Below are 16,975 nucleotides of genomic sequence, written 5' to 3'. Positions count from 1 at the left end.
TGTCATGAACATTTCCGCCACCGCACGGTCGCTGCTGCTGCAGGAGTTCGTCTCCGCGTTCTTCCTCGCGATGCGTTACTTCTTTCAGCCCAAGCCGACCCTGAACTATCCGTTCGAGAAGGGCCCGATCTCGCCGCGCTTCCGCGGCGAGCACGCGCTGCGCCGCTATCCCAACGGCGAGGAGCGCTGCATTGCCTGCAAGCTCTGCGAGGCCGTCTGCCCTGCGCAGGCGATTACCATCGAGGCCGGCCCGCGCCGCAACGACGGCACCCGCCGCACGGTGCGCTACGACATCGATATGGTGAAGTGCATCTATTGCGGCCTGTGCCAGGAGGCCTGCCCGGTCGACGCCATCGTCGAGGGACCAAACTTCGAGTTCGCGACCGAGACCCGCGAGGAGCTGTACTATGACAAGGCCAAGCTGCTCGCGAACGGCGACCGCTGGGAGCGCGAGATCTCCAAAGCCATCGCGCTCGACGCGCCGTACCGCTGAGGCCGTCCGATGATCCTTCCTGCGCTCTTCTTCTATCTCTTCGCGGCGGTCTGCGTGGCCTCGGCCGTGATGGTGATCGTCTCGAAGAACCCCGTTCATTCGGTGCTCTACCTGATCCTCGCCTTCGTCAACGCCTCCGGCCTGTTCGTGCTGATGGGAGCCGAATTCCTGGCGATGATCCTGGTTGTCGTCTATGTCGGCGCGGTCGCGGTGCTGTTTCTGTTCGTGATCATGATGCTCGACGTCGACTTCACGGAGCTCCGCGAGGGCTTCCTGCAGTACATGCCGATTGGCCTCGTCATCGGCGGCATCTTCCTGTTCGAGCTGCTGCTGACGGTGTCGTATTGGGTCATCAACCCGACGGCGCCGAAGGCGATCACCGCGGCGATCCCGACCAACGTCACCAATACCGAGGCGCTCGGCCTCGTGCTCTATACGAAATACATCCATTACTTCCAGCTGTCGGGCATGATCCTGCTGGTGGCGATGATCGGCGCGATCGTGCTGACCCTGCGCCACAAGGCGAGCGTCAAGCGCCAGGACATCAACGTCCAGAACGCGCGCACGCCCGAGATGGCGATGGCCGTCCGCAAGGTTGCGGTCGGGCAGGGGCTGCAGGATACGGACGCCGCGGAGTGGGTGAAATGACCATCGGACTGGGACATTACCTCGCCGTCGCCGCGATGCTGTTCACGCTCGGCATCCTCGGCATCTTCCTGAACCGCAAGAACATCATCGTCATCCTGATGTCGATCGAGCTGATCCTGCTCGCGGTGAACATCAACCTGGTGGCGTTCTCCACCTTCCTCGGCGACATCGTAGGGCAGGTGTTCGCGCTGCTGGTTCTGACCGTTGCGGCGGCGGAAGCCGCGATCGGCCTCGCCGTGCTGGTGGTCTACTTCCGCAACCGCGGCTCGATTGCGGTTGAAGACGTCAATCTGATGAAGGGCTAAGGGCGCATGATCCGCACAGATGGGGGCCGGCTTGCCGGCAAGGTCATGCGTAAGGGGACGGGCGAATGATCCAGGCCATTGTCTTTCTGCCGCTGCTCGGCGCGATCCTGGCCGGCCTGATCGCGCTGCTGGGGGCGCATGGACGCCATCCGAGCGGCGATGTGGTTGAGCATCATCACGACGACGGCCATCACCACGGCGCCGCCGACGCGCAGGCACATGACGATCACGGTCATGGGCACGATGACCATCATGTCGCCGAGCCGCCCGCGGCCGGCACCTGGGCCGCGCAGGTGATCACGACGGCGCTGTTGTTCGTGTCGGCCGGCCTATCCTGGGCGATGCTGATCAGCGTCGGCTTCATGCATCATGAGGCCGGGGTCAAGGAGCTGCTGCCCTGGATCAATTCCGGCGAGCTGCAGGTCTCCTGGGCGCTGCGCGTCGATACGCTGACGGCGGTGATGCTCGTCGTCGTGACCAGCGTGTCCTCGCTCGTGCATCTCTATTCGATCGGCTACATGGATGAGGATCCGAACCGTCCGCGCTTCTTCGCCTATCTCAGCCTGTTCACCTTCGCGATGCTAATGCTGGTGACGGCGAACAACCTCGTGCAGCTGTTCTTCGGCTGGGAGGGCGTCGGTCTCGCCAGCTACCTGCTGATCGGCTTCTGGTTCCAGAAGCCGTCGGCCAACGCTGCCGCCATCAAGGCCTTCGTCGTCAACCGCGTCGGCGATTTCGGCTTCGCGCTCGGCATCTTCGCCGTGTTCCTGCTGGCGAAGTCGACCGATTTCGAGACCATCTTCGCCGCCGCGCCGAGTTTTGCCGGCAAGACCATCAACTTCCTCGGCTGGAATGCCGACGCGCTGACCCTGACCTGCCTGCTGCTGTTCATGGGCGCGATGGGCAAGTCGGCCCAGTTCCTGCTGCACACCTGGTTGCCGGACGCGATGGAAGGTCCGACCCCGGTCTCGGCGCTGATCCACGCCGCGACCATGGTCACCGCCGGCGTGTTCATGGTGGCGCGCCTGTCGCCGCTGTTCGAGCTCGCGCCCAATGCGCAGGCCGTGGTGATGTTCTTCGGCGCCACCACCGCGTTCTTCGCCGCGACCGTCGGCCTGGTGCAGAACGACATCAAGCGCATCGTCGCGTACTCGACCTGCTCACAGCTCGGCTACATGTTCGTGGCGATGGGAGCAGGGGCCTACTCGGTCGGCATGTTCCACCTGTTCACGCACGCCTTCTTCAAGGCGCTGCTGTTCTTAGGCTCTGGCTCGGTGATCTACGCGATGCATCACGAGCAGGACATCCGCAACATGGGCGGCCTGTGGCGCAAGATCCCATACACCTTCGCGGTGATGACGGTCGGCACCCTGGCGTTGACCGGCTTCCCCGGCTTCGCAGGCTTCTTCTCCAAGGATGCGATCATCGAGGCCGCGTATGCCGCGCACAATCCGTTCGCGACCTACGCGTATTTCCTCACCATTGTCGCCGCCGGCCTGACCTCGTTCTATTCCTGGCGCCTGGTGTTCAAGACCTTCTTCGGCACGCCGCACGACCAGCACCACTACGATGCCGCACATGAGAGCCCGATCTGGATGCTGATCCCGATCGGCGTGCTCGCGGCAGGCTCGATCCTGGCCGGCCTCCCGTTCAAGGGCGTGTTCACCGATCCCCATGGTGTCGAGCACTTCTTCGGCGAGTCGCTGAAGATGAACCCGCACATCCTGGAGGACATGGAGCATATGCCGTTCTGGCTCGCTCAACTGCCGTTCATCATGATGGTGCTGGGCTTTGCGGTCTCCTACTTCTTCTACATTAGTCGTCCGGACATCCCGGAGGAGCTGGCCGCCCAGCAGCCGCTGCTCTACAAGTTCCTGCTCAACAAGTGGTACTTCGACGAGCTGTATGACGTGATCTTCGTCCGTCCTGCGAAGTGGCTCGGCCGCTTCCTCTGGAAGAAGGGCGACGGCTTCGTCATCGACGGGTTCGGTCCGGATGGTGTCTCGGCGCGGGTGCTCGACATCACGCGCAACGTCGTCAAGATCCAGACCGGATATCTCTATCACTATGCCTTTGCCATGCTGATCGGCGTCGCCGGCCTGATCACCTGGTTCATGTTCATGGGGGGCCAGCAATGACCACCTGGCCAATTCTCTCTGTCGTCACCTTCCTGCCCATCGTCGGCGCGCTGCTGATCTATCTGGTGCGCGGCGACGACGAGGCGGCCCGGCGCAACGCGCGCTGGATCGCGCTGTGGACCACGCTGATCACCTTCGCGGTGTCGGTGATCCTGGTGCTGCGCTTCGATCCGGCACAGACCGACTTCCAATTCGTCGAGAAGTCGAACTGGCTGGCGGCCGGCATCAGCTATCACATGGGCGTCGACGGCATCTCGCTGCCGTTCGTGATCCTGACCACCGCTTTGATGCCGTTCTGCATCATCGCGAGCTGGAAGTCGGTCACCAACCGCCTGCGCGAATACATGATGGCGTTCCTGATCCTGGAAACGCTGATGGTTGGCACGTTCGCCGCGCTCGACCTCGTTCTGTTCTATCTGTTCTTCGAGGGCGGCCTGATTCCGATGTTCCTGATCATCGGGGTCTGGGGCGGTCCGCGCCGGGTCTACGCCTCGTTCAAGTTCTTTCTCTACACGCTGCTTGGCTCGGTGCTGATGCTGCTCGCCATCATGGCGCTGTACTGGAACGCCGGCACCACCGACATCCCGACCCTGATGCATACGGCGGTGCCGCGCTCCTTGCAGACCTGGGCATGGCTTGCCTTCTTCGCCTCCTTCGCGGTGAAGATGCCGATGTGGCCGGTTCACACCTGGCTGCCCGATGCGCACGTCGAGGCGCCCACCGCGGGCTCGGTGATTCTCGCCGCGATCCTGCTGAAGATGGGCGGCTACGGCTTCCTGCGCTTCTCGCTGCCGATGTTTCCGCTGGCGTCGCACGACTTCGCGCCGCTGGTCTTTACGCTCTCGGCGATCGCGATCATCTACACCTCGCTGGTCGCGCTGATGCAGGAGGACATCAAGAAGCTCATTGCCTATTCGTCGGTGGCGCATATGGGCTTCGTCACGATGGGCATCTTCGCCGGCACCATGCAGGGCGTGGCCGGGGGCGTGTTCCAGATGATCTCCCACGGCATCGTCTCGGGCGCGCTGTTCCTCTGCGTCGGTATCGTCTACGACCGGATGCACACCCGCGAGATCGCAGCCTATGGCGGCCTCGTTAACCGGATGCCGGTCTACGCTGTCGTGTTCATGGTGTTCACCATGGCCAATGTCGGCCTGCCCGGCACCTCCGGCTTCGTCGGCGAGTTCATGACCCTGCTCGGCACTTTCAAGGTGTCGATCCCGACCGCGTTCTTCGCGACCTTCGGCGTCATCCTCTCGGCGGCCTACGCGCTGTGGCTCTACCGCAAGGTGGTGTTCGGTGCGCTGACCAAGCCGTCGCTGGCCAGCATCAAGGATCTCACCCTGCGTGAGGGCGTGATCCTGTTTCCGCTGGTGGCGCTGACCATCCTGTTCGGCGTTTATCCGAAGCCGATCCTCGATATGTCGGCGGCGTCGGTGCAGCAGCTCGTCAACAACTACAATACCGCCGTGACGGCCGTGAAGGCCGCCGCGCTGCTCCAATGATGAGACCTTGAGGGGTCGGGACACAGACGATGATCGAGAATCTTGGGCCTCAGCTTTGGGTGGTGTTGCCGGAGCTGCTGTTGGCCGTGGGGGCCATGGCGCTGTTGATGCTGGGCGCGTTTCGCGGACAGGGGACGACGGGGCTCGTCACCTGGCTGGCGGTCGCTCTGCTGATCGTGGTCGGCATCCTGGTGCTCGGGCAGCCGGGCGGCCAGGCGTTCGGCGGCAGCTTCATCGCTGACAGCTACGCGCGCTTCCTGAAGATCCTGGCGCTGATCGGCTCGATCGCGACGCTGATCATGTCGGTCGAATTCCTGTCGGCGCCGGACCGCCGCATCTTCGAATATGCGATCCTGGTGCTGCTCTCGACCTTGGGCATGCTGGTGCTGATCTCTGCCGGCGACCTGATCACGCTCTACCTCGGTCTCGAGCTGATGTCGCTCGCGCTCTACGTTGTCGCGGCCAGCCATCGTGACAACGTCAAGTCGACAGAGGCCGGCCTGAAGTACTTCGTGCTGGGCGCGCTGTCCTCCGGCATGCTGCTCTACGGCGCCTCGCTGATCTACGGCTTCACCGGCACGGTGAGCTTTGCCGGGATCGCAGCGGCGACGAAGACCGGCAGCGTCGGCATCATTTTCGGCCTCGTCTTCCTGTTCGCCGGCATGTGCTTCAAGGTCTCGGCGGTGCCGTTCCACATGTGGACGCCGGACGTCTATGAAGGCGCGCCGACGCCGGTGACGGCGTTCTTCGCCTCCGCGCCCAAGGTGGCGGCGATGGCCGTGTTCGCGCGCGTCGCGCTGACCGCATTCCCCGCCATCACCTTCCAATGGCAGCAGATCATCGTGTTCGTCTCGATCGCCTCGATGGCGCTCGGCTCGTTCGCCGCGATCGGCCAGACCAACATCAAGCGCCTGATGGCCTATTCGTCGATCGGCCACATGGGCTTCGCGCTGGTCGGTCTCGCCGCCGGTACGGTCGAGGGCGCGCAGGGCGTGCTGACCTACATCGCGATCTACGTCGCGATGACGCTCGGCTCCTTCGCCGTGATCATGGCGATCAAGCGCAACGGCCAGTCGTTCGAGAAGATCAGCGATTTTTCGGGACTTTCGCGCACCAATCCGCTGCTCGCCTTCTTCTTCGCGATGCTGCTGTTCTCGCTGGCCGGCGTTCCTCCGCTCGCGGGCTTCTTCGCCAAATGGTACGTGTTCGTCGCCGCGATCAAGGGCGGGCTGTTCACACTGTCGGTGATCGGCGTCCTTACCAGCGTGGTCGGCGCCTACTATTATCTGCTGATCGTCAAGACGATGTATTTCGACGAGCCGCTGCCGACGCTCGATCCCGTCAGGATCGAGCTGCGCACCGTGCTCGCGATCTCCGGCATCTTCAACATCCTGTTCTTCGCCTATCCCGGCCCGCTCGTCAGCGCGGCCGCGGCCGCGGCGAAATCGCTGTTCTAGATGACGTTTGCGCTAGGGTCCCAGGCCGCCAAGGCTGGCTACGGACTCGTCACGTTCGACCAGACCGGCTCGACCAATGTCGAGGCGCTGAAGTCAGCCCGAGAGGGCGGCAGGGCGCCATGCTGGTTCGTCACATCGGAGCAGATGGCCGGGCGCGGCCGGCGCCAGCGTCCGTGGATCGCCCCGCGTGGCAATCTGGCCTCGAGCGTGCTGGAAGTGCTGAACGTGGCTCCTGCGATCGCAGCCACACTCGGCTTTGCCGCAGGCCTCTCCATCGAGAGCGCGTTGCGCCAGGTGAGCATCGAGGCTGCGCTGCGGTCCGGAGCACAGGCGTCATTTGCGCTGAAATGGCCGAACGACGTTCTCGCTGACGGCCGCAAGATCGTCGGCATGCTGCTCGAGGCGGAGCAGGTGGCTGGCGGATTGGCGGTGGTCGCCGGCATTGGAACCAACGTGGTGGCGGCGCCGCTGGATACCCCGACACCGGCGGTATCGTTGGCGGACCTCGGAATCCAGGTGACCGCCGAGGATCTGTTCTCGGCGCTGTCGGATGCCTGGGTCGAATATTTCGGCATCTGGAACGAGGGGCGGGGCTTCGGTGATATCCGCAGGCTCTGGCTGGAGCGGGCGGCAGGCCTCGGCCAGCCGGTCGCCATCAGGTCCGGACATGCTATCATCGAGGGGATTTTCGACACGATCGACGAACAGGGTTGTATGCTGGTGCGGACCGCGGAGGGACGATTGGAGCCGATCACGGCCGGTGATGTTCATTTCGGCTCGGTCGCATCCAAAGGAGCGGTCTAGATGGCACGTCCCGACGAACTGACATTTGCGCCGCTCGGAGGTGTCGGCGAGATCGGCATGAACCTGTCGATCTACGGGCTCGGCAATCGCCACCAGCGCTCGTGGCTCGCGATCGATCTTGGCGTCTCCTTCGGCGATGAGGAGCATTTGCCGGGCATCGACCTGATCATGCCCGACGTCGCCTTCCTGGAGAAGGAGCGCAACAACCTGGTCGGCCTCGTGCTGACCCACGCGCATGAGGACCATTTCGGCGCCATCATCGATCTGTGGCCGCGGCTGAAATGCCCGATCTACGCGACCAAGTTCAGCGCCGCGCTGTTCGAGGCCAAGTGCGAGGCTGAGCGCCTCCCGGCCAAGATCCCGGTCAAGGTGATCCCCTCCGGCGGCCGCGTCGACATCGGTCCTTTCAACGTCGAGTTCATTCCGGTCGCGCATTCGATCCCTGAATCGCACGCGCTGGCGATCCACACCGAGGTCGGCACCGTCCTGCACACCGGTGACTGGAAGATCGATCCGACGCCGGTGTTGGGCGCGCCGACGGATGAGAAGCGGCTGCGCGAGCTCGGCGACGCCGGACTTCTCGCCTTGATCGGGGATTCCACCAACGCGGTGCGCGAGGGACGCTCGCCGTCGGAGGCCGAGGTTGCCAAGACGATTACGACCCTGGTCAAGGAGGCGCGCGGCCGCGTGGCCGTGACCACCTTCGCCTCCAACGTCGCGCGTATCCGCGCCGTCGCCGAAGCGGCGCGCGCGGCCGAGCGCGAGGTCGTCATCGTCGGCCGCGCCATGGAGCGCGTGGTCCAGGTCGCGCGCGAGACCGGCTATCTCGATGGCGTGCAGAACTTCCGCGGCATGGACCTCTACGGCCACTTTCCGGCCGACAAGGTGCTGGCGCTGTGCACGGGCAGCCAGGGCGAGCCGCGCGCCGCGCTCTCGCGCATCGCCAATGACGATCATCCGCTGGTCACCTTGAACAAGGGCGACACTGTCATCTTCTCGTCGCGCACCATTCCCGGCAACGAGAAGGCGGTCGGCGCCGTCATCAACGGGCTGGTGCAGCAGGGTATCGAGATCATCACCGACCGCAATCATCTGGTTCATGTCTCCGGCCATCCGCGCCGCGACGAGCTGCGCGACATGATCGCGTGGACGCGGCCGCAGCTCTTGATTCCTGTCCATGGCGAGGCGCTGCATCTCCACGAGCACGCGAGGCTGGCGCGCGCCTGCGGCGTGCCCAAGGTGATCACCTGTCGCAACGGCGATCTCGTCAAGCTTGGTCCCGGCGATCCCGGAATCATCGACCAGCTGCCGGCAGGGCGCCTCTACAAGGACGGCAGCATCGTCGAGGATTCGAAGTCGCGCGCCGTGGTCGAGCGTCGCAAGATGGCCTTTGCCGGCTGCATCTTCGTGGCGCTCGCCATCACCGAGAAGGGCGAGCTGGCCGACGATCCGGAAGTCGACATGGTCGGCATCCCCGAGAAGAATGCGGCGGGCGAGGAGATGGACGACATCGTCTTCGATGCTGTCGTCTCGACCTTCGAAGGTCTGCCGCGGGCGCGCCGGCGCGATCCGGACGCGGCGGCAGAATCCGTCCGGCGGGCGGTGCGTTCGGCGGTCAATGAGCAATGGGGCAAGAAGCCGATCTGTCTGGTTCACGTCCTGGAAGTCTGACGCAGGCCGATCAAACGGCGGTTCAAAAGAAAAGTGGAGGATGTCATGCTGGGCCGGCTCAACCACGTCGCCATCGCGGTCAAGGACGCGGAAAAGGCCGCCAAGATCTACGGCGCGGCATTCGGCGCCGAGATATCCCCAGCTGTCCTGTTGCCTGAGCACGGCGTGATCACCGTGTTCGTGACCCTGCCCAATACCAAGATCGAGTTCATTCAGCCGCTGGGCGAAGCGTCGCCGATCGCGAAGTTTCTCGAGCGCAATGCGGATGGCGGCATCCATCACGTCTGCTACGAGGTGGCCGACATCATCGCCTCGCGCGACACGCTGATCAAGGAGGGCGCCCGCGTGCTCGGCGACGGCCAGCCGAAGATCGGCGCCCATGGCAAGCCGGTGCTGTTCCTGCATCCGAAGGATTTTTCCGGCGCGCTCGTCGAGATCGAGCAGGCCTGAGGCAGCGGGGCGATCATGGCCTATACGATCTCTACCTGGCTCGCGATCTACTTCGTGCTGTGGTGGGTCATGCTGTTCGTGACCCTGCCGTTCGGCGTGCGCAGCCAGCACGAGACGGGCGGCGGCTCGCCCGGCACCGATCCCGGGGCGCCGACCATCAGCCTGATGGGACGCCGCCTGATCTGGACGACGCTGCTGTCGGCGGTCGTGTTCGGCCTGGCACTCGTGGCCTATCAGGCCGGGTATCTCAGCATCGAGCGACTGTCGCGGCTGATGGGGATTCCGTTCTAGCTGCCGCTCGCATCGCACAACGTTCTCTCGAAGCCGATGCGCGGACGCGCGTCGGCTTTTTTGCTATAAGAGGTCAAAACAAGTTCGACAGGGAGGTTGCGCGTGACGACATCGGCCGAGGCCCGGAACGGGACGCCATCGGGCTATCGCATTCTGAACGAGACTGATCTTCGAAACTATCTCGCGGGGATCCCTTCAGTTGCAGGGCAACTCGGCGGACCGGCCGAGCGCTGGTCGATCACCGAGGTCGGCGATGGCAACCTCAATCTAGTCTTCATCGTCAAGGGGTCGTCCGGCGGACTCGCGGTGAAGCAGGCGCTGCCTTACGTGCGGCTGGTCGGCGAGAGCTGGCCGCTGCCGCTGTCACGCGCCCACTATGAGCATCTGGCGCTGACGCATCAGAACCGCCTTGCCCCGGGCCTCGTGCCGGCCATCGTTCATCATGATCCGGCGCTGGCGCTGACGGCGATGGAGCTGCTCGAGCCCCACATCATTATGCGCAAGGGCATGGTCGCGGGCACGATCTATCCCGCCTTCGTCGATCACATCACGACCTTCATGGCGCGGACGCTGTTCTTCTCGTCCGACCTGGCGCTCTCTGCCGCCGCGAAGAAGGAGGCGATCGCGAGCTTCGCCGGCAATCACGCGCTGTGCAAGATCACGGAGGACCTGATCTTCACCGATCCCTATCGGATCGCTGAGCAGAACCGCTGGACCTCACCATGGCTCGACGCGACCGCGGCCGACATTCGTGCCGATCTCGATCTTCATGTCGCGGTCTCCCGGCTGAAGCTGAAGTTCTTGTCGAGCGCCGAGGCGCTGATCCATGGCGACCTGCACACCGGATCGATCATGGTCACGGACACCGAGACCCGGATGATCGATCCCGAATTCGCCTTCTACGGCCCGATGGGCTTCGACGTCGGCGCCGTCCTGGCCAACTTGTTGATGGCCTATTTTGCGTCGGCCGGACACGAGCGCGCGCCCGGCGACAGGGCGGCATTCGAGGGCTGGGTGCTGATCACCGTGGACCAGGTGTGGAGCGCGTTCGCGGGCAAGTTCCTGGCGCTGTGGCGCAGCGAGGCCACCGGCGATGCCTATCCGCTCTCGCTGTTTCCCGGTGAAGCAGGAACTGCGCGGCTTGAGGCCGAACGTCAGGCCTTCATGGCGCGCCTGTTCCAGGATGCCGTCGGATTTGCAGCCGCGAAGATCATCCGCCGCATTCTCGGCCTGGCGCACAACATCGATTTCGAGCTGATCGAGGATGAGAAGCGGCGCGCGACCTGCGAGGCGCGGGCATTGCGCTTGGCCCGCACGCTGATGGTGGAGACGGCATCGTTCGCGTCGATCGAGGCCGTGACACGCGCCGCGCGCGAGCGGCGTCACTGGCAGCCTGGTTTTTGATTCACGGGGTCAACGTCATTGCGAGGAGCAAAGCGACGAAGCAATCCAGAATCTTCGCAAGCCTCTGGAGCGCTTCGCTTCGCTCGCAATGACGGAAACAGATGCGTAGGGTGGGCAAAGGCGCGCGGCGACGGTCTGTCGTCATTTGCACTATCAGATCGCGCCGTGCCCACCATGTCTCACGTGCCACGTAGCTCGATGGTGGGCACGCGACCGCCCTACGACACACGCTCAATCCGCCGCCTTGGCGCGCAGCCGCTGCGCGTAGACGTTGATCACCAGCGCGGCGAGCAGGATCAGGCCGCGGATCAGAATCTTCAGGAAGCTGTCGATGTTGACGTGGTCGAGGCCGTTGTTGAGCACGCCGAGCACGAACAGGCCGACGATGGTGTTGCCGATGCCGCCGCGGCCGCCGAACAGGCTGGTGCCGCCGACCACGACGGCGGCGATCGAATCCAGCAGGTAGGTGTCGAACTCGTTCTGCTGCGCGCTGCCGAAATGTGCCACGCCGAGCATGCCGCCAATTCCCGAGCACACCGCCGAGATCACCATGACGCTGCCGAGGATCAGCTTGACGTTCAGGCCGGAATACTCCGCTGCCTCGCGGTTGCCACCGACCATGTAGACGTAGCGGCCGAACCGCGTGTAGGTCAGCACGAGGTGCCCCAGCAGCAGCATGAGGGCGGCCACGATCACGATCCAGGGCACCCCCGCCAAGGAGCCGGAGCCGAGCGTCGTGATGATGGGCGGCACCTTGTAGGCGATCTGGCCACGCACCAGCATGGCCGAAATGCCTGCGGCGATCTGCATCATCGCGAGCGTCATAATGAACGAGGGAATGCCGATCACGGTCAGGCCGAAGGCGTTGACCACGCCAAGCAGCGCGCACAGCGCCAGCGCGAGCAGGATGGCGGCAAAGCCGGGCATCGGCAAATTGGCGATGTTGACGTAGGACTCCTGCAAGGTGAAATAGGCCACCGCGATGCCGGTCACGTTGGCGATGGCAGCGATCGACAGGTCGATCTCGGCGCACAGGATCACGAAGGTCAGTCCGACCGCGATGATGCCGGTCACCGACACCTGGGTCAGGATGTTGCCGACATTGTCGAGCGTGGCGAAGGATGGACTCGCGATTGCGAAGAACGCGGTGAGGAAGATCAGCGTCAGGAACGGCGCGATGTTGCGCATCTGCGAGCGCAGCAGCGCTGCGACCCCGCCGGCGCGTCGCGGTTGCGCCTCCGGCATCGGAACGGTCTCGCCATGCGCCATGACAATCTCCCTACGCCGCCTCGAGCAGACGGTCTTTGCTGATGGTCTCGCCGGCGAATTCGCGCACGACCTCGCCGCGCTTGAGCACGATGACGCGATCGGCCAGTGACAGGACGGTCTCCGGCTCGGTCGAGAGCACGATCACCGCAATGCCCTGGTCGCGCAGTTTCCGCACGATCTGGATCACGTCGCTCTTGGCGCCAACATCCATGCCGCGGGTCGGCTCGCACAGCACCAGGAGCCGGGGCGGGTGGCTGAGCCATTTGGCCAGCGCGACCTTCTGCTGGTTGCCGCCCGAGAGCAGGCCGAGGTCGATCTCGACGTCGGCGGGACGGATCTGCAACTGCTCGACCTGGCGCTTCGCGAGCGCGCGCTCGCGCGCCGGCTTCAGCAGTACCGCGTTGATCCGGTCGAGGATGCTGATCGAGACGTTCTTGTAGACGGGCTCCTGCAGGAACAGCATGTCGCGGCGGCTCTCGGGCACGAAGGCGATGCCGGCGCGGCGCGCATCCGCCGTGCTCTTGAAACGGTTGCGCTCGCCCGAGACGCGCAGCTCGCCGGCGTCGGGCGCGAGCTTGCCGAACAGGATCCGCGCCAGCTCGAGCTGGCCGCAACCCATGAAGCCGTAGATGCCGAGCACCTCTCCGGCATGCACCGAAAGTGAGACGCGCTTCAAGTTGCGCGCCAGCGACAAGCCCGCGGCCTCGACCACCACCGGCTTGTCGGCCGGCGGCGCGGGCAGGGTGATGTCGTGGGTGTAGCTGTCCTCCAGCGCATCGCGGCCCTTGCCGATCATGGCCTCGATCAGCGCCGCCTTGCTGGTATCGGCCGCACGTGTCTCCATGATCTTGCGACCGTTGCGGAAGACGGTCACCTCATCGGAGATGAGCAGAATGTCTTCGATGAAGTGCGAGATGAAGATGATTCCGGTGCCCTGCTCGCGTAGCGCGCGCAAGGTCGCGAACAGCCGTTCGACCTCGGGCGGTGACAGCGCCGAGGTCGGCTCGTCCAGGATGATGATGCGCGCGCCGGAGAACAGCACACGCGCGATCTCGATCAGTTGCTGCAGTCCGATCGGGAGATCGCCGAGCCGGCTCATCGGATCGGCGTCGATCCCGAGCTTCTTGAGCTGTTCGGCGGCCTCGCGCGCCATCCGGCGCCACTGCACGATACCGAGGGCATTAGTCGGCTGGTTGCCGAGAAACACGTTCTCGGCAACCGTGAGATCAGGTGCGACGCTGAGCTCCTGATGCACCATGGCGATGCCGGCCGCACGGGCGTCCCGCACGGAGTTGAAATGAACCTCGCGGCCGTCGAGCAGGAAACGGCCGGAGAAGCCGGTGTGCACGCCGGCGATGATCTTCATCAGCGTGCTCTTGCCGGCGCCGTTCTCCCCGACGAGACCATGGATCTCGCCGGGGCGGAGCGTGAAGTCGACGCCGCGCAACGCGGTGACGCCGCCGAACGACTTGGTGATGTCCTGCAATTCCAGAAGAGGCGGGCGACTGTTCGACATGGGGAGGGACTTCAGATCAGGAAGTGATCCTCCATCCATTGCATGCCGGCGGCATTGGCCTTGGTCACGACGGGCCCGTCGGTGATGACGTGCTTGGGAATGCCCTGGCCGCTCTTTTCGCCGGCGGTGACCGCGGCGACGCCTGCGACGATCGCGCCGCCATGAATACGGCAGGACGGATTGCGGACGGTCGCGAACATGCGGCCCTCGCTGACCGCCTGGATCGCCGGCGGCATGGCGTCGACGCCGCCGATCAGGATGTTGGTGCGGTTGCGCGCCTTCATGATGTTGTAGGCGGCGAGCGCCATGTCGTCATTGTGGAAGAACGCTGCGTCGATCTGCGGATATTTCGTGAGATAGGTCTCCCACAGCCGTGCCGTCTTCGACACGTCCCAGTCGGCCGGCTGCGTGTCCAGCACCTCGATGTTCGGGAACTGCTTGATCACCGAATTGAAGCCCTTGGCGCGGCCCTGCGCGCCGGTGTGGCCGAGCGCGCCCTGCGTCATGATGATCTTGCCCTTACCGCCCATCGCAGTCGCCAGAGCCTGCGTGACCGATGCGCCCATGAATTCGTTGTCGGGGGCCAGGAACGAATGGACGTTGATCTGATCCAGCGGCGCGATCAGCGTGTCCATGTCGATCACGGGAATGCCGGCATCGATCATCTTCTGCACCGGCTGCGTCAGCGTTCCGATGCCGAACGCCTGGATGGCGACGAAATCCCACTTCTGCGACGCCATGTTGTCGATCGCGGCGCGCTGCTTCACCGCATCGAGCTGACCGTCGAACCAGGTGACCTCGACATTGAGCAGCTTGCCCCACCATTCCGCAGCCTGCTTGCCCTGGGCGCACCAGGTCGCCTGCAGGCCGGCATTGGAGAAGGCCGCCTTGAGGGGCTTTTCGGAGCGGCCCATCTCGGCGGCCATCGCCGGATTGATGCCGAAGCCGGCGAGAAGGGCCGCCGCAGAGCCCGCGGCCGTCGCCGCCTGGAGAAGATCGCGCCTCGTCGTGGACGTTTTTTTAGTGCCGGACATCCCGTGCTCCCTGTCCCATCGTTGTCCGGCGGCGTCATTGATCGCGCCGCCGAGAGCAGCAGTGTTTCACAACCCCATTGATCACGCCACAGCCGGATGTTGTGCGTTGCACCGAGCGACTGTCGCGCTGCACGCGCGATGTCAGAAAACCGTGATGTGCTCGTGGTACGCGGCAGCGCAGCTTTGGGAGAGAGCCTTTGGCCACGACACGCATTGCCGTGATCGCCGACATCCATCACGGCCGGGATACACCAACGAAGCGGGGATCGGCGGCGCTGCAATTGCTCGAGCGCTTCGTCACGGAGGTGAACGCCGAAAACATCGATGCGGTCATCGATCTCGGCGACCGGATTTCTGACGAAGATCCCGAGCGCGATCGTCTGCTGCAAAGCGATGTCGCGATGTGTTTTGCAAAGCTCGCGCCGACGCATCATCACGTCAGCGGCAATCATGATGTCGCATTGCTCAGTCTCGCCGACAATGAAGCGATCATGGATCGTCCGAGCGGGTCGCGCGCCCTGATCATCGGCGATGTCAGATGCGTGTTCTGGCAACCCGACGTGACTCTCACGCCGACGCGCGGCCTTCGCCTCTCCGCGGGCGATCTCGACGCGCTGGTCCAACTGCTCGCGCAGGATGATCGTCCAACCTTGCTCGTCAGCCACGTGCCATTGTCAGGGCATGCTCAGATCGGCAACTACTACTTCGAAGCCAATCCGGGACACGCGGCCTATGCCGAGACCGACGAAATCCGCGCGGCCATCGCGGACGCGCCGTGCCCGATCGTCGCGCTCGCCGGGCATGTTCATTGGAATACCCTGACGACGGTGGATGGCACACCGCATCTGACCTTGCAGTCGCTGACCGAGACGTTCATCTCGGGCGATCCGGCCGAGGCGGCGGGCATTCTCGCGATGGATGATGGTGTGCTGCGCTGGACCGTGACCGGCCGCGAGCCGCTGTCGGTGACGCTGCCCTGGCCAGCGGCCAAGACGCGGTGGCGTGCGCCATTGGCGCGCTTTGCGACGGCTGCGGTGGCCTGATGTGATTGCGTGTTCAGGCGGCGTTCATCCGGCCCGCGATACCGTTAACGGGAAATATTGTGGCGCGCTGCGACGACTGCAAAAAAATAGAGCAGGGCAGCGGGCCCTGCTCGGAAATTGTGTCGACCCTTTAGATATCCCGCAAGTTCAGATTTGATCTTGTTAAGCGGGGTGACGCTGCTTGTTGCGCGCCAGGGCTCCTCCCGAGACTTGGACCACCAGACTTCCGCAAGCGTTAGCCTGAGGCCCAAATTCGTAGACGATCTTTTTGCGTTTGTCATCCTTTTCGGCAACGATTGTTCAAAATTCACGCACTCTCTGAAATGATCGATAAGTGCTTGCAATTGACGAGTTTTATTTTCGTGTTTTCTCGTGATGGGTGCTGAATTACCGTGAAAGCGGTCGGCCCATCGGTTGCGACGCGATTGTTCTTAATCAACGACCGCTGGCGAAATGTGCCGACTGTGCCTTGCGCGACCTCGACTCCTGGCGTTCGCTCGGGCACAAGAATTCAGTTCATTTGGCAGGCTTTCATGCGGCAGCGGCTGCAGGCGTTTCTCCCGATCATGCTGATCGCACTGATGGTGCAGATCCTGGCGCCGATCGGTGCTGCCTGGGCGGCGGCTTCAGCCGCGGCTGATCCGCTGCGCGGCCTCGAAATCTGCCACAGCCAGTCTGGTTCCCAGTCGTTGGACGATGAGTCGCCGGCGAAGCCCGCGCTCCACGGCTGTTCGCTGTGCTGCCTGGCGCAGCCGGTCACGCTGGATGGGCCGGAGCTGTCCGCCATCGCCACGCCGCAACGGGAATCGGGCGAGGTCGTGTGGCGCGCCGGTGATCCGGCCGGCCGGATCACCAAGGCCTTCTCGAACGCGCAGGCAAGGGCTCCGCCCGCAGCGTGACGCGCTGGCTGCTGTGCGGCCCTTATCTCCCAAATCGCATAACCACCG

Annotated in this window: 16 protein-coding genes; 13 read left to right on the top strand and 3 right to left on the bottom strand. The window is 64.1% G+C overall.

Annotated features, from left to right (window positions below; genetic code table 11):
* Positions 1-4 precede the first annotated feature (4 nt).
* The 11 genes from nuoI to mtnK all read left to right on the top strand — a co-directional run bounded on the left by nuoI (position 5) and on the right by mtnK (position 11,166).
* Positions 5-493, top strand: coding sequence for an NADH-quinone oxidoreductase subunit NuoI (gene nuoI, locus QX124_RS23830; protein ID WP_006611003.1), 489 nt, complete (start codon positions 5-7; stop codon positions 491-493).
* 9 nt (positions 494-502) lie between these two features.
* Positions 503-1,141 (top strand): NADH-quinone oxidoreductase subunit J, encoded by a 639-nt coding sequence (locus QX124_RS23825; protein ID WP_315738266.1) that lies wholly within the window; start codon positions 503-505, stop codon positions 1,139-1,141.
* The gene (nuoK, locus tag QX124_RS23820; RefSeq protein WP_284418728.1) at positions 1,138-1,446 is read left to right on the top strand and encodes an NADH-quinone oxidoreductase subunit NuoK; all 309 of its coding nucleotides are present in this window, start codon (positions 1,138-1,140) and stop codon (positions 1,444-1,446) included. The genes QX124_RS23825 and nuoK overlap by 4 nt, the downstream gene beginning before the upstream one ends.
* A 65-nt stretch (positions 1,447-1,511) precedes the next feature.
* Positions 1,512-3,584, top strand: a complete 2,073-nt coding sequence (gene nuoL / locus QX124_RS23815) for an NADH-quinone oxidoreductase subunit L (RefSeq protein ID WP_315798452.1) — start codon at positions 1,512-1,514, stop codon at positions 3,582-3,584.
* Positions 3,581-5,089, top strand: a complete 1,509-nt coding sequence (locus QX124_RS23810; RefSeq protein ID WP_315798451.1) for an NADH-quinone oxidoreductase subunit M — start codon at positions 3,581-3,583, stop codon at positions 5,087-5,089. The genes nuoL and QX124_RS23810 overlap by 4 nt, the downstream gene beginning before the upstream one ends.
* A gap of 29 nt (positions 5,090-5,118) precedes the next feature.
* The gene (gene nuoN, locus QX124_RS23805; protein WP_315798450.1) at positions 5,119-6,546 is read left to right on the top strand and encodes an NADH-quinone oxidoreductase subunit NuoN; all 1,428 of its coding nucleotides are present in this window, start codon (positions 5,119-5,121) and stop codon (positions 6,544-6,546) included.
* Complete coding sequence (locus tag QX124_RS23800) at positions 6,547-7,350, top strand: biotin--[acetyl-CoA-carboxylase] ligase (RefSeq protein WP_315798449.1); 804 nt, start codon at positions 6,547-6,549, stop codon at positions 7,348-7,350.
* Positions 7,351-9,021 carry a ribonuclease J gene (locus tag QX124_RS23795; RefSeq protein WP_315738261.1) on the top strand — a complete coding sequence of 557 codons (1,671 nt, stop codon included), beginning with the start codon at positions 7,351-7,353 and terminating at the stop codon, positions 9,019-9,021.
* A 45-nt stretch (positions 9,022-9,066) separates the two neighbouring features.
* Positions 9,067-9,471, top strand: a complete 405-nt coding sequence (gene mce / locus QX124_RS23790) for a methylmalonyl-CoA epimerase (protein ID WP_315798448.1) — start codon at positions 9,067-9,069, stop codon at positions 9,469-9,471.
* A 15-nt stretch (positions 9,472-9,486) separates the two neighbouring features.
* On the top strand, positions 9,487-9,762 hold the full coding sequence (locus QX124_RS23785; protein ID WP_315738259.1) for a DUF1467 family protein: 276 nt from the start codon (positions 9,487-9,489) through the stop codon (positions 9,760-9,762).
* 102 nt (positions 9,763-9,864) lie between these two features.
* Positions 9,865-11,166, top strand: coding sequence for an S-methyl-5-thioribose kinase (mtnK, locus tag QX124_RS23780; RefSeq protein WP_315798447.1), 1,302 nt, complete (start codon positions 9,865-9,867; stop codon positions 11,164-11,166).
* Positions 11,167-11,397: 231 nt separating this feature from the next.
* On the opposite strand, the gene QX124_RS23775 is transcribed toward mtnK, so the two are convergent.
* Genes QX124_RS23775 through QX124_RS23765 form a run of 3 tightly spaced genes read right to left on the bottom strand, consistent with a single transcriptional unit; the run spans position 11,398 to position 14,985 of the window.
* A complete protein-coding gene (locus tag QX124_RS23775) occupies positions 11,398-12,435 on the bottom strand; it encodes an ABC transporter permease (RefSeq protein WP_315775060.1) in 1,038 nt (345 codons plus the stop codon).
* A 10-nt stretch (positions 12,436-12,445) separates the two neighbouring features.
* Complete coding sequence (locus QX124_RS23770) at positions 12,446-13,951, bottom strand: sugar ABC transporter ATP-binding protein (protein ID WP_315798446.1); 1,506 nt, start codon at positions 13,949-13,951, stop codon at positions 12,446-12,448.
* Between the two features lie 11 nt (positions 13,952-13,962).
* Positions 13,963-14,985 (bottom strand): sugar ABC transporter substrate-binding protein, encoded by a 1,023-nt coding sequence (locus tag QX124_RS23765; RefSeq protein WP_315798445.1) that lies wholly within the window; start codon positions 14,983-14,985, stop codon positions 13,963-13,965.
* A 197-nt stretch (positions 14,986-15,182) separates the two neighbouring features.
* Between QX124_RS23765 and QX124_RS23760 the strand changes: the two genes are divergently transcribed.
* Positions 15,183-16,028 (top strand): metallophosphoesterase family protein, encoded by an 846-nt coding sequence (locus QX124_RS23760; protein ID WP_315798444.1) that lies wholly within the window; start codon positions 15,183-15,185, stop codon positions 16,026-16,028.
* A 566-nt stretch (positions 16,029-16,594) separates the two neighbouring features.
* Positions 16,595-16,927 carry a DUF2946 family protein gene (locus tag QX124_RS23755; RefSeq protein WP_315798443.1) on the top strand — a complete coding sequence of 111 codons (333 nt, stop codon included), beginning with the start codon at positions 16,595-16,597 and terminating at the stop codon, positions 16,925-16,927.
* Positions 16,928-16,975: the final 48 nt, after the last annotated feature.

The organism is Bradyrhizobium sp. SZCCHNRI3043 (genome assembly GCF_032377735.1).
Classification (GTDB): Bacteria; Pseudomonadota; Alphaproteobacteria; order Rhizobiales; family Xanthobacteraceae; genus Bradyrhizobium.
Note: the sequence above shows the minus strand (reverse complement) of the source record. Positions and strands in the feature narration are given on the sequence as shown.